The organism is Streptomyces rhizosphaerihabitans (assembly GCF_025399795.1).
Lineage (GTDB): Bacteria > Actinomycetota > Actinomycetes > Streptomycetales > Streptomycetaceae > Streptomyces > Streptomyces rhizosphaerihabitans.
The window spans coordinates 1-12,829 of record NZ_JAODTZ010000103.1; the positions used below are offsets into that span (position 1 = coordinate 1).

General features: G+C 67.9%; 18 protein-coding genes and 1 pseudogene. 10 read left to right on the forward strand and 9 right to left on the reverse strand.

Annotation, left to right across the window (positions count from 1 at the left end; genetic code table 11):
• Positions 1–196: 196 nt before the first annotated feature.
• Together N4G66_RS44045 and N4G66_RS44050 are read left to right on the forward strand one after the other, a co-directional pair.
• Positions 197–885, forward strand: a pseudogene (locus N4G66_RS44045) (GmrSD restriction endonuclease domain-containing protein).
• Between the two features lie 95 nt (positions 886–980).
• Complete coding sequence (locus tag N4G66_RS44050) at positions 981–1,574, forward strand: isochorismatase family protein (protein ID WP_261709958.1); 594 nt, start codon at positions 981–983, stop codon at positions 1,572–1,574.
• 1,176 nt (positions 1,575–2,750) lie between these two features.
• Here the strand turns inward: N4G66_RS44050 and N4G66_RS44055 are convergent.
• From N4G66_RS44055 to N4G66_RS44075, 5 genes are all read right to left on the reverse strand, one after another.
• The gene (locus tag N4G66_RS44055; protein ID WP_261709959.1) at positions 2,751–3,017 is read right to left on the reverse strand and encodes a DUF4235 domain-containing protein; all 267 of its coding nucleotides are present in this window, start codon (positions 3,015–3,017) and stop codon (positions 2,751–2,753) included.
• A gap of 4 nt (positions 3,018–3,021) precedes the next feature.
• On the reverse strand, positions 3,022–3,471 hold the full coding sequence (locus N4G66_RS44060) for a DUF3618 domain-containing protein (RefSeq protein WP_261709960.1): 450 nt from the start codon (positions 3,469–3,471) through the stop codon (positions 3,022–3,024).
• The gene (locus N4G66_RS44065; RefSeq protein WP_261709961.1) at positions 3,468–3,905 is read right to left on the reverse strand and encodes a phage holin family protein; all 438 of its coding nucleotides are present in this window, start codon (positions 3,903–3,905) and stop codon (positions 3,468–3,470) included. The genes N4G66_RS44060 and N4G66_RS44065 overlap by 4 nt, the downstream gene beginning before the upstream one ends.
• A 93-nt stretch (positions 3,906–3,998) precedes the next feature.
• Positions 3,999–4,598 carry a phosphatase PAP2 family protein gene (locus N4G66_RS44070; RefSeq protein WP_261709962.1) on the reverse strand — a complete coding sequence of 200 codons (600 nt, stop codon included), beginning with the start codon at positions 4,596–4,598 and terminating at the stop codon, positions 3,999–4,001.
• A 66-nt stretch (positions 4,599–4,664) separates the two neighbouring features.
• Positions 4,665–5,720 carry a YihY/virulence factor BrkB family protein gene (locus N4G66_RS44075; RefSeq protein WP_261709963.1) on the reverse strand — a complete coding sequence of 352 codons (1,056 nt, stop codon included), beginning with the start codon at positions 5,718–5,720 and terminating at the stop codon, positions 4,665–4,667.
• A gap of 85 nt (positions 5,721–5,805) precedes the next feature.
• Here N4G66_RS44075 and N4G66_RS44080 point away from each other — a divergent pair, with 85 nt between their 5' ends.
• Positions 5,806–5,976 (forward strand): hypothetical protein, encoded by a 171-nt coding sequence (locus N4G66_RS44080; RefSeq protein WP_391858991.1) that lies wholly within the window; start codon positions 5,806–5,808, stop codon positions 5,974–5,976.
• A gap of 163 nt (positions 5,977–6,139) precedes the next feature.
• Here N4G66_RS44080 and N4G66_RS44085 read toward each other — a convergent pair whose 3' ends face one another.
• The gene (locus tag N4G66_RS44085) at positions 6,140–6,904 is read right to left on the reverse strand and encodes a DUF6292 family protein (RefSeq protein ID WP_261709965.1); all 765 of its coding nucleotides are present in this window, start codon (positions 6,902–6,904) and stop codon (positions 6,140–6,142) included.
• A gap of 938 nt (positions 6,905–7,842) precedes the next feature.
• Between N4G66_RS44085 and N4G66_RS44090 the strand changes: the two genes are divergently transcribed.
• From N4G66_RS44090 to N4G66_RS44110, 5 genes are all read left to right on the forward strand, one after another.
• Positions 7,843–8,181 carry a helix-turn-helix domain-containing protein gene (locus N4G66_RS44090; RefSeq protein ID WP_261709966.1) on the forward strand — a complete coding sequence of 113 codons (339 nt, stop codon included), beginning with the start codon at positions 7,843–7,845 and terminating at the stop codon, positions 8,179–8,181.
• A 224-nt stretch (positions 8,182–8,405) separates the two neighbouring features.
• Entirely contained in the window at positions 8,406–8,579 is a 174-nt protein-coding gene (locus N4G66_RS44095; RefSeq protein ID WP_261709967.1) for a hypothetical protein, read from the forward strand.
• Positions 8,580–8,753: 174 nt separating this feature from the next.
• Positions 8,754–9,104 carry a hypothetical protein gene (locus tag N4G66_RS44100; RefSeq protein WP_261709968.1) on the forward strand — a complete coding sequence of 117 codons (351 nt, stop codon included), beginning with the start codon at positions 8,754–8,756 and terminating at the stop codon, positions 9,102–9,104.
• Between the two features lie 147 nt (positions 9,105–9,251).
• On the forward strand, positions 9,252–9,401 hold the full coding sequence (locus N4G66_RS45815; protein WP_315903769.1) for a hypothetical protein: 150 nt from the start codon (positions 9,252–9,254) through the stop codon (positions 9,399–9,401).
• Positions 9,402–9,630: 229 nt separating this feature from the next.
• A complete protein-coding gene (locus N4G66_RS44110; RefSeq protein WP_261709969.1) occupies positions 9,631–10,071 on the forward strand; it encodes a VOC family protein in 441 nt (146 codons plus the stop codon).
• Between the two features lie 67 nt (positions 10,072–10,138).
• Here N4G66_RS44110 and N4G66_RS44115 read toward each other — a convergent pair whose 3' ends face one another.
• A complete protein-coding gene (locus tag N4G66_RS44115; protein ID WP_261709970.1) occupies positions 10,139–10,351 on the reverse strand; it encodes a hypothetical protein in 213 nt (70 codons plus the stop codon).
• A gap of 79 nt (positions 10,352–10,430) precedes the next feature.
• Positions 10,431–10,805: a DUF6233 domain-containing protein gene (locus tag N4G66_RS44120; RefSeq protein WP_261709971.1), complete on the reverse strand. Its 375-nt coding sequence runs from the start codon at positions 10,803–10,805 to the stop codon at positions 10,431–10,433.
• Between the two features lie 381 nt (positions 10,806–11,186).
• Here N4G66_RS44120 and N4G66_RS44125 point away from each other — a divergent pair, with 381 nt between their 5' ends.
• Entirely contained in the window at positions 11,187–11,309 is a 123-nt protein-coding gene (locus N4G66_RS44125; protein ID WP_261709972.1) for a hypothetical protein, read from the forward strand.
• On the forward strand, positions 11,294–11,602 hold the full coding sequence (locus N4G66_RS44130; RefSeq protein WP_261709973.1) for an integrase, catalytic region: 309 nt from the start codon (positions 11,294–11,296) through the stop codon (positions 11,600–11,602). The genes N4G66_RS44125 and N4G66_RS44130 overlap by 16 nt, the downstream gene beginning before the upstream one ends.
• Before the next feature lie 558 nt (positions 11,603–12,160).
• Here N4G66_RS44130 and N4G66_RS44135 read toward each other — a convergent pair.
• Positions 12,161–12,448 carry a hypothetical protein gene (locus N4G66_RS44135; protein ID WP_261709974.1) on the reverse strand — a complete coding sequence of 96 codons (288 nt, stop codon included), beginning with the start codon at positions 12,446–12,448 and terminating at the stop codon, positions 12,161–12,163.
• Between the last annotated feature and the right edge of the window lie 381 nt (positions 12,449–12,829).

Genomic DNA, 12,829 nt, shown 5'->3' on the forward strand with positions numbered 1-12,829 from the left:
TATGACCCGCAGACTCACCGCCGAATCCACCCCCACATGGCGCGGCACGTGAAACAGCATCAACTGGTCAATCAGGGATGAAACAACGGGACTAAACACCCTCTGAATCGTTCCTGCGGTGAATGTGTCCGCCCGTGCGGGTGAGAGACAGCCGGTTAGACGTCCGTTGGGGCCGGGGGGCCGGTAGAACGCGGGGGTGATCAAGAACTTTCTGCGGGGCTTCGGCGCGCTGACTCTTGCGGTTGTCCCGCTCATCGCTTCCAGTCCCGTACAGGCCGCCCAGGTTGGTGACGGGGTGCGGGCTGCGCAGGTGACGACGCTCACTGATGCGATCGGTCGGGTGCGGCTCGCTGGTGAGGACCGTTCCGGCTATACCCGTTCGTCGTTTCGGCACTGGAACTCCGGCGATATCGCCACGGACGGGTGCAGCACCCGTAACGAGGTCCTCGTGGCTGAGGCGGTCAGGGCTCCGGAGGTGGGCCCCGGTTGCCGACTGACCGGCGGTGTCTGGTTCTCCTACTACGACGGCCAGGGGGTCACCGATCCAGGTGCCCTGGACATCGACCATATGGTGCCCCTCGCCGAAGCCTGGGATTCGGGCGCCTCTGCCTGGACGGCCGCCCGGCGTGAGGCCTACGCCAACGATCAGGGCGCGCCGGCGTCGCTGGTCGCGGTGACGGCCCGTACGAACCGTCAAAAGTCCGACCAGGACCCGGCCGCGTGAATGCCGCCGGCCCCGGATGCGCAGTGCCGGTACGTGGGGAGTGGGTGGCCACCAAGCTGCGCCGGCAGCTGACCGCGGACGCTCCCGAACTCGAGGCGCTGAAGGTGTTCACCGAAGGCCCCTGCCAGGACAGCGTCGTGTCGTACACCCCTGCTCCGTAGCCGCCTTCCCCGCTCCGGGTTGCCGGCTCCTGAGAGTCCCGGCTCCCCGGAGCAGTGTTTGTCCTGTTCATCCGTTTCGCTGAAAGGTGTTTGTCATGGGTCGAGGGTTGATCGTCGTGGATGTGCAGAACGACTTCTGTGAGGGAGGCAGTGTCCCGGTTGCGGGCGGGGCTCGGATCGCGACCGCTGTCGCCGATCTGGTGGAGCGCAGCGCCGGGTCTGACTATCAGTACGTCGTGGCCACCCGGGACCACCACATCGACCCGGGGAGCCACTTCTCCCAGAACCCCGACTTCAAGGACAGCTTCCCCGTCCACTGTGTGGCCGGGGGCGAGGGCGGTGAGTTCCACCCGAACTTCGCTCCCACGGCCACGGGCGACAAAGTGGACGCCGTCTTCTTCAAAGGGGCCCACAGCGCCTCCAAGAGCGGTTTCGAGGGCGCCGACGAACATGGCACCTCCCTGGCGGACTGGCTGCGCTCGCGGGAGGTGGAAGAAGTCGACGTGGTGGGCATCGCCACCGACCACTGTGTCCGCGCGACCGCGCTGGACGCCGTCAAGGCCGGGTTCCGCGCCCGCGTGCTCCTGGACTACTCGGTCGGCGTCGCCCCGGATACCACAGCGTCGACCCTCGAGGACTTCCGCCGGGCAGGCGTGGCCGTCTCCGGTGAGACACCCGCCCCGCAGTAGCGGCTTAATCAACGGCGGATCTGTTGATCATGGAGATGCCAAGTGAGTGAGATGACGATCGAGCACGAGTCCGCGGTTGAGCTGGTCGGTGCTGGCGAGAACGGCCGTGTCGCGCAGCCTCGCTGGGTGCTGATGTGGCCTTGTGTCGGCGACGCGTGAATCGTTCAACCGCCGCCGACACACACCCCTTGACTAGGCCCGAACGGGCATCATGACAACCCTCTTACCTCCTCCGTTCCTGTTTTGCCCCCTAGTTGTGTGTGGTGGGGGGGCGCAGAACACTGAGCACGGAGAGCCGGGAAGAGGGCCGGGGCTCGCCTGGTGACGTCGCGCGTCGGGCGGCGGCCCTCCGCGCTTGCGCCGGACAGGGCCGGCCGGGGGCAACGGCCCAGGCAATGGGTGGGCGGGGCCAGGAAGGCCCAGCGGTGGGCTCTGTCGGCACCGGGCCGGTACGCGCACCCGTTCGGCTCACACGGACTTCGGGCTGTGTCTCATTGCTCACGACATGACGATGCAGGACGTATCGAGCATGCCCGGCGGCGCGGGGCCAGCCCTACCCGTAGGATCTCCGTCGCCTTACAACAACGATCAAGCCCGCCTTGCGCTGCGGGGTCTGCTGGACGATGCCCTCACCCGCTTGCCACTCCTGTACGCCCTTACCTAGCCAGGCCGAACACCCCAGATCCCCAAGGCCCCGTACACAACAAGGGCGGCTGCTGGTCGGGAAGGGGTGAGGCGGCCCGGCATCGGAGGGTGAGTCGGCGCCGGGCCGCAACGCCAGCCTGCATCAGCGAGAACGCCAGCGCCACGCGGATGCGGCACAGGGGGGAGGGCCCGAAGCGGATCCTCAGGGCTTCGGGCCCCTCGACTGGCGCGCAGTGTCAGAAGCGTTGATATCCCGCGCGCCGACTGGCTCAACGGCACCCTGCCGGCAGCGAGACGGCGCACCGTCCCCGCGGCGCACACCATCCAGCACAAAGACGTACGCGGCACGCGCCGCCGCTCGGGTGGGCGCGGGCATGCGGCTGATGAGCCGGCGCGGGCGCCGTGCACAATCCGCGGATGCGACAGCAGCGCCCTGGCATGCCTGCCAGAGGGGGGTGGGTGGTCCCTATAGAAGGCAGGCAGAGGGCAGTCTGCGGATAGGGGCCGACCGCCAGCCCCGTCTATCCGTTGTCAGCCGGGCCAGGTGCCGGTCAGGCTGCGTGTTGTGGCGGCGCCGGTGCGGTCGACGATGGCTTTGACTGCGGCGAAGATGGCGCCCTGGAGAGTGGCGGCCAGGATCACCTCGCCCCAGTTGCGGCCCTCGTCAGTGGCGTCGGGGGCGTCCTTGTCGTGGGCGAGCATTTTCCATGCCTGTTTGAAGACGGCCCCGGCGATCACGCCGCTGACGGCTCCCATGGCGAGTCCGACTGGCTTGTAGACGATCTTCGAGGCCTTCATCTGTCTAGTCCTTCTTGATACGGCTGGCCAGCCACAGCACGGCGATGCCTGCGGCGACGGTCAGCAGCAGGGTGCGGTGCTCCCGCGCCAGCTGCGCAGACTGTGCCGTCTTCTGCTGCAGGGGGGCGGGTGCCTTCTCTTCCCATTTCCGTCCGGCCTGGGTAGCTGTGGCGCGGGCTTGTCCGGCGGCCTGGGCTGCCTTCTGCTTGAAGGAGTCGGGCAGCTTGTCCTGGACCCGGGAGGTGGCCTTCGTGGCCTGAACCTTCAGCTCGCCGGCCCTGGCGACCGCGTCGTCCTTCAGCTGGCCGGCTTTCTGCCGGGCACGGGCCTTGACGTCGGTCTTGTCCGCGAGGGCCTGAACGGTGTCACCGAGTTCGTGCCGCGTGTGCTCGATCTGTTCGCGGAGCTCGGCCGGGGCAGGGGTGCTGTGCTGGTCGGCAGGAGTGTGGGTCATCGGTGTGCGCTCCTCTTAATCTCAGCGACGTCGGCCTTGACGTTCTCGATCGTGCTTTCGGGGGTGGGCGGGGAGGCTTTCGCGGCCTGCTTCTTGCCGGTGAGGGCGAGGACGGCGGCGATCACGCCGAGGACTGCGGTGATGATGAGGGCTGCCGCCCACAGCGGCAGTACGAGGTCGAGGGCCGCGATGGCGGTGGCGACCAAGGCCTGGAGCATCAGGAATCCGGCGAGCGAGGCGCCGCCGAACAGGCCGCCGCTCTTGCCGTAGCGCTTGCCCTTCTCCTTCATTTCCGCCTGCGCCAGCTTCATCTCGCCGCGCACCAGCTCGGTCAGCTGCTGGGAGGCATGCTGGACCAGCTCGCCTACCGGCTCCTGCCTTCCGCCGTTCACGTGAGGCTCTGAGCTGGGGTTGTGCGGTTGTGTACTCGACATGCGATCACCTCCTGCGATGTTCTGTTCCTGTCAGCGGGGCTGCAGAGACGGCCCGCGCTCTGGTGAGGGGGCGAGTACCCCGAACCGCGCAGTTCAGAAGAGAGAACGAGCGGCACTGCGCCAAAGCTGCGGGACGGTGCGAGGCCGTTGCAGCACGTGCCGCAGTAGCTGCGGGACATGCCGGGTGAGCCGGGCTCCGGCCAGTCCGATCAGTGCGCCGGCGGCGACATCCGTCGGGTAGTGGGCCCCCGACTGCACCCGCTCCACAGCCAGCAGCGCGGCCGGCACTGCGCAGGCGGTTGCGGCCAGCGGCCACAGGGGAGCTATGGCCGCGGTGAAGGCGACCGCGGCCGCGGTGTGGCCCGACGGAAAGGAGGAGGAAGCAGGCCGGTCTTCGACTTCGTCGTGGTCGATCCACTCCTTGGGCGGGCGTGGCCGGTCGACCAGCTGTTTGCCGACGCCGTTGGAGACCAGCTGTGCGACAGCAAGCGCCGTAAGCCCCGTTATGGCGGATCTGCGTCCGCGCCGTCCGCCGAAGGCGCCCATGACGAATGCCGCACCGCACCACAGCTTGCTGCTCTCCGCGGTCTCCTCCACCGCCGACAGCATCCGTCCGACGCCTGGCGGGATGCGGCTGGCTGCCCGCTGGGTCAGCTGCCGATCCGCTGTACGCACATCCGCCGTCAGTTTCATGAGCAGCGGGTATCCCCAGGTGGGGGTTTGCACACCCGCCCGCCCATGCCTGCTCTCTGGCGCCGGCTATTCATCGCCCTGGCTCATGCGGCGCAGGTCGTCCTCGTCCCACTTGCGGGTGTCGCGCGGCTGCGTGTAGGGCTCGGCCTCGGGCGGGTGGCCGCCGGCTACGGCCCGCTGGCGTACGGCCTCTGCGTCGAACTCGAGGCCGAGCAGGATGGCCAGGTTGCTGATCCACAGCCAGACGAGGAAGACGACGACGCCGGCCATCGTGCCGTACGTCTTGTTGTACGAGGCGAAGTTGGCGACGTAGAACGCGAAGCCGACGGAGGCGATCATCCAGATCAGCAGGGCGAGGAAGCTGCCGGGGGTGATCCATTTGAAGCCCTTCACCTTGGCGTTCGGGCAGGCCCAGTACAGGATCGCGATCATGATGGTGACCAGGACGACCAGGACGGGCCATTTGGCGATCGACCACACCGTCACCGCACTGTCCCCGACGCCCAGGGCGGTGCCGGCCTGGCGGGCCAGGCCGCCGGTGAAGACCACGATCAGCGCGCTGACGACTGCCAGCACCATGAGCACGACGGTCACGCCGACCCGGACGGGCAGGATCTTCCAGACCGGGCGGCCCTCGGGCATGTCGTAGACGGCGTTGGCAGCCCGGATGAACGCCGCGACATAGCCGGAGGCGGACCAGATGGCCACGACCAGCCCGGCGATGGCGACGATCGATCCGATGCCGGCGTTGCCCTGCAGCTGCTCCACGGCGCGGGTGAGGATGTCGCGGGCCGGGCCGGGGGCGAGCTGCTTGAGATTGTCGAGGACCTTGTCGGTGGTCGACTTCCCGGTGATGCCCAGGAGAGAGACCAGGGCCAACAGGGCGGGGAACAGAGCGAGCACCCCGTAGTAGGTCAGGGCTGCGGCCCGGTCGGTCAGCTCGTCCTTCTTGAACTCCCGCAGACTCCCCGACAGGACCTTGCCCCACGCCTGTTTGGGCAGCTCCGTCGGCTTGTCCGGCGCCCGCTCCTCGACCTCGGGTTCCGGGCCGGCTTCCTCAGGAGACAGGGCACCGTCACCAGTTTTGTCTTTTTTACGGTTATTAAGATTGAATTTTGCCATGTTGGCTGGGTACCCCGGCTCGGAGAGTTGGAGCAGCCGAGTATCGATCGTCGTACACCCGCCCTCCCGCACAGGCGGCCGGAGAGTGACCATGCACTCCCGGGGCCGGGACGGGATCCTCGGTACCGCCTACAGCGATCACGATCTGGTGGTGTTCCTCGAGGGCGCGGGCATCCAGGATCCCGACAGCATCCTGGACGACGACCGGTGGATCGAGTGGCGCGGCGGCCGCGCGCACCAGTGGAGTGCTGCCTGAGCTGTCGTCCATCGACGGGGCGCTACGGGCGGGGCGCGGTCGGCCTGGTGGGCACATTGTGTGGCCGGGTCGGGGGTCATCCAAAGATCATCCGTCACCTACGTCGTACGATGCGCCCCTTTTGGGGACACCGTGCCGTGCGCGCTGCTGCGCTTCGTGTCTGTCACGGGGTGGGTCGGTGGTGGTTGGCTTCCTGGAGTGCGCTCTGGTGGGTCTCTGCGGCGTCGGGGGGCCGGCCTGCGCGGGCGCGGAGGTCGGCGGCGAGCAGTCTGGTGAGGGTGCTGGGGTTGGTGCTTTCGGCGTACTCGAGCAGGTGCAGGAGGGCTGTCAGTTCGCCCTGGCGGAGGTGCAGGTGGGTCAGGGGAGCGGAGGCAGAGGAGATCAGGGCCTGCCGCACGCGGTTGTCGTAGACGCGTCTGTGCAGGTCGGCGAAACGGATCTGCGGATCCTCGAACAGGAACGGCTGGGCGGGAAGGTAGGGGGCCAGGGCGTCCAGCAGCGTCGGGAAGTCCTGGCCCTGCTGACGGTAGGACGGCTGCTCACTGCTGCCGGACCCGGCCGGATCGAGACAGAAAGCGTCGACGAATTCTGCGACGAGCTCCGGTTTGGGAAGCAGGCCGGCCCCGGGCCACCGGCTGCCGGACAGGTAGCGGTCCTCCTGGCCGCAGCCGTAGAGCCACCAGCCAGACGTTCCCGCCCAGTGGAGCCCGCAGTCGCCTCCGCCATGTCGGTCCTGGAAGGCCTGCGTGAACGAGATGCCCGCTTCGACATCGAGGTACTCGCCGTCCGCGTCGTGCCAGGGACCGCAACTCTGGATACCGGTCACCGGCAGCCCCGCCTCCAGGAGGCACTCGGCGACAGCAACGGCGTAGTGGCCTGCTCGCCCGGAGAGCTCAGCTGACATCTGGGGGCTGGTTTCGCTGGCCACGGAACTCTCTCTCCGCTAGCGGGATCAGACGGTGACGGTGCCGCGGCACCCCTTCGGGCCCGGATGGACGGCCGCCGCAGCACGCGAGCCGGCCCCGTTCCTGGCTCGTGCAGAGGTCACGACGGCTGGTGATCGTACCGACCTCAACTCAGCTGTTCGACCCCGGTTACCTCCTCGGCAGCCCCGTGAAAATCTGTGTTGGCTGGAGTAGACATTGCGAGATCGTGTGGCTATGGTTTCTCTCGTAGTCAGGAAGTCCGCAGGGCCCGGCAGACACGAACTGCCGGGAAGTGTCACCCAGTTGCAGTTGGCAGGACGGTGCGGTGGTGGAGTTCCGAAGCCAGGGTTGTCGCAGGTCGGCGACGGGGCTGACGACCGGACCGGGTGGCCCGCAGTGATCAGGGGCCACCGCGTGCAGGACCGCAGTTGAAGTTGCAGTACGAGCAAGTGCAGTTCGCGGTATCCCGCAGTGCAGGTGTGTGGGTGGTTCCCCGGTGAAGGCGTCGGCTGCGGGCGCGCGCACCGGGAGGTTCGGCAGTGGGGTTCTAAGCCAGAGCAGATGCAGGATGGGCGACGGGGCTGGCTGCCGAAGAGTGGCGCTGAGAGAGGCCACTGAGCAGTTCGCATCACCAGCAGTACGCAGTAGAGCAGTACCAGCAGTTGAAGTTGATTGATCCCAGAGGGAATGAACGGAGGAGCGAGGCGCCATCAGGATCGCCCGGGTGGAATGACGAGCCCGGGTACCGCAGGACATCGATAGTGAGGTGGTCTCCGGTCGAGCAACCGCGATCCCCGCACCCGCTTGCGCCCCTCGTGAGCTCGTGCGGATACAGAAGGCCGGCGCAGTATCAGGGCCGGCGGATGGTGTAGCAGTTCCTTCGGGGCCCTGGCACACATGGTGCCAGGGCCCCTCCACGCGTTTGTTTCAGAGAGGTGCGATGACAGCAGACGACTCGTACGGCCGGCTCGACGACGATGACTACCCCGCCTACACGATGGGCCGGGCCGCCGAACTCCTCGGCACCACCCAGGGCTTCCTCCGCGCGATCGGCGAAGCCCGCCTCATCACCCCACTGCGCTCCGCGGGCGGACACCGCCGCTACTCCCGCTACCAGCTGCGCATCGCAGCCCGCGCCCGCGAACTCGTCGACAACGGCACCCCGATCGAAGCCGCCTGCCGGATCGTCGTCCTTGAAGACCAGCTCGAGGAAGCTCAGCAGTTGAACGCCGCCTACCGCCGCGACGCGGGATCGGCGGATCCGACGGCTGCGGCCTGAGACGACTTGGACCGGCAACCTGGGCTCCGGCCTGGCCTTGCCCCAACTCGGGTCTTGGCGGATGAGCGGGCACTTGGATCGAGACCGAAGAAAACAGTCATGACAGACGACGGAATCTTGTTGACCACGCGCCCGGAGCTTCGTCGGGCTGGATTGGCCGCGGCCACGTGCTGCCGCGGGTGGGCGGCCCGGATCGGGAGCCGGGTGCCGTGGTGGGGATACGCATGACCGAGTGGATAGCCCCCGGCCACGAACCTGCCCTTGCCGTGGCCCGGCAGGTCGGCCGCATCGCTGAACTTCTCGATGTGTTGTGGGAGCAAGATCGCAACGAGGGCCCGCCCCCTTACGTTTCGGTCTCCCAGCTGCGTGTGCTGTACCTGGCTGACCGTGACAGCTGAAGGCCACCACAGCTGGCGCACGTAGCCCCGAACGCGGGGTTTGAACTGATGAAGTTGTTGGGATGGTCGATGGCCCGGTCCCGAATAGGTATCCGAGGATGCAGCCCGCCCCTTGAGGGCGGGCTGTCGTGTTTGTGGCATTCTGTCCCGCCGTCCGGCGATGGAGGGACCACCGTGCTCACCGACACCGAGATCCTTGCCGTACTTCCGAAGCTGTCGCTGCGTCAGATGTGGGACACGCTGAACGCGGCACGCCAGGCCGCCGAGGAGGCCCCGCCCCCGGAGCCGGCGATCATCCCGATGCCGCAGTTCCCACACGAGTGGCCGCATCCGCTGGCCGGGACGGTGCTCTATCCGTGCACGGCGTCCGGAGACGGCTGCGCGTGGGCGCTCACCGTGGACACGATGGACCAAGCCATGATCGGAGCTGCTCCTCCTGCCCCTCGCGGCACACCTGATGAATCTGGCCGCGGTTGCCGTGGCGCACCACCACGGCGTTCTCCGAATATCGCGCACTTCGAATAGTGCTCCCCGCCAGTCGGTGCAGCGCTCTGGACGGCGGCACGGCGTGAGGCGTACGCGAACAACCAGGGCGCGCCGAACAGTCTGATCGCGGTCTCCGGCAGTTCCAACCGTTCCAAGGCGGACAAGGACCCGGCGGCCTGGCTGCCCGTGCCGGCGGACCAGTGCAAGTACGCCGCGGACTGGGTGGCGGACAAGCTCCGCTGGCAGCTGACGGCGGACACAGCCGAGCGGGACTCGCTGGCCCGCCTTGCCGAGGTCTGCCCGACCGCCGTCGTCACCTACGAGCAGGTCCTGTAACCGGTCTGGTGCCGGTTCGGCGGATGCCGCCCGGCCGGGTCGTGAAGGCCGTGGCTGTCCGCAACCGCGTGGCAGCCCCGTCCCGGATCCGTCCGGACGGGGCTGTTTCGCGTGCCGCTCACGATTTTTCGGAGTTCGGCGGTCTGGGGATGTCGAGAACGTGCCACCGGCTCCGTCCCAGGAGCATCAGCGGTCACCACGGCTGCACGAGGAAGAAGGAGAAACCAGCATGGCGATTCAGCGGATGGACAACGTCGGCATCGTCGTCGAGGACATGGATGCCGCCATCGCGTTCTTCGTGGAACTCGGTATGGAGCTGGAGGGCAGGGCGGAGGTCGAGGGCCTCGTCGCCGACCAGTGCACCGGACTCGACGGCGTCCGCTGTGACATCGCTATGATCCGGACCCCGGACGGTCACAGCCGGCTCGAGCTGGCGAAGTACCGCAGCCCCGCGGCAATCAGCGCCGGGCCGCGCAACCGGCCGCACAACATTCTGGGCACGCACCGCGTCATGTTCGCCGTCGACGACCTTGAGGACACCGTTGCCCGCCTGCGCCCTCACGGCGCCGAACTCGTCGGTGAGATCGCCCGGTTCGAGGACAGTTATCTGCTCTGCTACCTCCGCGGCCCGGAGGGCATCATCGTCGGACTGGCCGAGCAACTGCGCTGAGGAGGAGGCGGCGACATCCGTATGCGAGGCACCCGCCACGACCGGCTGCCGGACCGCGCCGTCGGTATCAGAGCACCTTTGGGCGGGTGCTGGTGAAGCGGACGGTGGATCCCCAGCCCTCCTGGACGGGGGTCATGCACCACTGGCACAGGGGCAGGCCGCCGCTGCCGTACTTGTGCGTCTTGCGCTGACAGCCGCAGCACGGGCCGACCAGGCCGCCGGAGCAGGTGAAGGTGGAGGGGTCCGGTTCACTGATCGGCGGCCGGGGAGCGCTGGTCATCAGAGGGGTCCTGTTCCGAGTGATTGATGAATAAATCATCGCGAATTCAGCATAAAACGTCAGAACTGCAGAGCGTCGGTCAGCGCGGCGCGGTAGTGAAAGCCGGGCCGGCGGATAAGTCGAGGACCTCCAGTGCAGTGTCCGGCTGGCAGTGACCGCAGGCGCGCACCCCCGAGGTGAGGAGTCGGCGTGCTTCGTTGCGCGGGACAGGGCACCGGCGTTTTCCTGCGGCGTAGCAGCCGCCCACATGCACCTCGATGGGCGGGCGCCCGGTGCCGATGCCGAGTTCGACGACCCGGCCAGGTCCGGCAGACCGGTTCTTGCGGCCCTGCTCCTGTTCGGCCTCCCGCTCCTGGAGGGCAGCGATCTTGGCGTCGATGCGCTGCAGCCACACGGCGTGCCACACCCGCAGAGTGAGCAGGCGTGCCAGGTCGAGCGGCAGGTCATCGAACATGTTTCCGATTCTAGTTCCCCGGCTGATCCTGCCCGCCACCGCGAGCGTCCACCGGACTTTTGACCTTGCCCTGCTCTACCCCGGAGTCCAGTCGCGCGACCGCTGCTTGCTCTTGCGTGCTGACCCGCATTCCGGGGTGATCCTGGCTGTCTCCGCGGCTGGACCGAGCCGCCGTCAACTCGCCGCGAGGGGCGCTGGCGGGCCGCCGGCCGTGAGGGCGGTGCGGACTTCCACCTCGCGCTCCTCCAACTCGCCTGCAACGCCATCTCCTTGGGACATTTCCGACCTTCATTCTGAAGCGATCGGTAAATGCTGGGCATCATGCTGGGCCCAGGCCCCACAATCGGCGCAGCACACGAATCACCAGGAAGGCGCCGCACGATGGACGAACTGCGCTTCGATGCGCCCATCGGGACCATGGCCATCGGCCATCGGGACAACAGCCTGATGCTTCTCAGAAGTACAGCGATGGGCCGGCTGCCCAGCGCATGGCCGACCTGGTGAAGGACCCCCGACCGGTCCTGGGCGACGTCGCCGGCGCCTTCCGGATCGCGCTGCGCAGGCTGTACCGCATGCGGAACATCGTCCTGCACGGCGGCGCCACCCAGGGCGTGGCACTGGAGGCCTCGCTGCGTACCGCCGCACCGCTGGTCGGCGCGGGCCTGGACCGCATCGTGCACGCCGCGTACGCCGAAGACCTCGACCCTCTCGACCTCGCGGCCCGCGCCGAAGTCGCCCTCAACCTCGTCAACGGCGAGACCGGGCTCTCCGTCGTCGACCTCCTGGAACCCGTCTGACCGGCAGGCACGCACGGCGCGGCCCCCTTCGAGCGGACGGCCCGTCGAACGACGGTGCGCGGCGTCTGCGCGGCTCTACGATGCGCGGATGGCTTCCTACGCAAAGGATCCGCGCTGCATCGCCATGTCCACGGCCTTGCTCCCGCTGCTGCGTCGTGCGTGTCCAGAGGGTGCAGGCGGCTTTGGCGGCTCGTATCAGGTGAACCTGGACGATGAGGAGGCCGTCGGGCTAGGCGGGGTGGAGCTGATCAGGGCGGCAATGCGCAGGGTGGCCCGCCAGCTCGGCTGGAAGGTCACCACGATCGGGTGGATCGGCACCCGTTTCGGCACGATGGTCGTCGTTCAGGACACCCGGGACGTCCCCCCAGGAATTCAAGGCCGTGGTCGACGCGGTGATGTACAAGCGCATGAGTGCCGCGGTGTCCAGGGTCTCGGGCGAGGCGCCTGTCCAGCGCGGCACGGCCGCCCTTATGACGCAAGAATTCCGGGCAGCGGTCGCCTCGGTGGACGCCTGATCCTTTACGGTCCGCGGGCCTGGCCCGGCGCCAGGGTCCATGGTCAGTGGTCCCATGCCTCCGGGCCGCTGCCGCGCCATTCGATCCACTCAGCGGTCCTGATGTCCTCGCCGACAGGATCGCCACCATCGTCGCCCTGTGGCCGGCTCTCCCCGCCGCGGCCCGGCCCGAGCAGCGGGACCAGGTGCGCGAGCACCTGCAGGACCTCGAACAGCGGACGGCCGCGGTCCTGGTGACAGGGCGGGAGTACCTCGAGGCGGAGTCCGATCGGCACTTCGGCCCACGCCCCGCTGGGCGGAGCCTGTTCACCCGCCTCTCGACGAGGTGACATGACGCGGCCAGAGCCGCGTTCTTGCGTCCGTCACCTCACCGCGCACCATCCCCCGAGCCCCGCCGCCGCGTGGCCATGACCGCGACAACGATTCTGCCCACGGTGGTGATGACGGCCGCGATGATGACGTCCATACGTCCCCCTTGATCGAGGGCACCGAGTTGCGCCCGGCAGAACCCTGACAGCTCCAAACGGCCCTAGTCCACACCTCATCTGCGCACGTCAGACGGGGTGTCTAGAGCTTTCCGTTCGGTGATTCCTCGTAGGATCGGCGGTCGTTTCTGCACAGGAATCTGCAGGGAAACGTGCTAGGCGTGAATGCCGACTAAGACGGTGTCCTATGTGGTGAGGCGGACGTATCTCTTGTAGCAGCACAGGGCG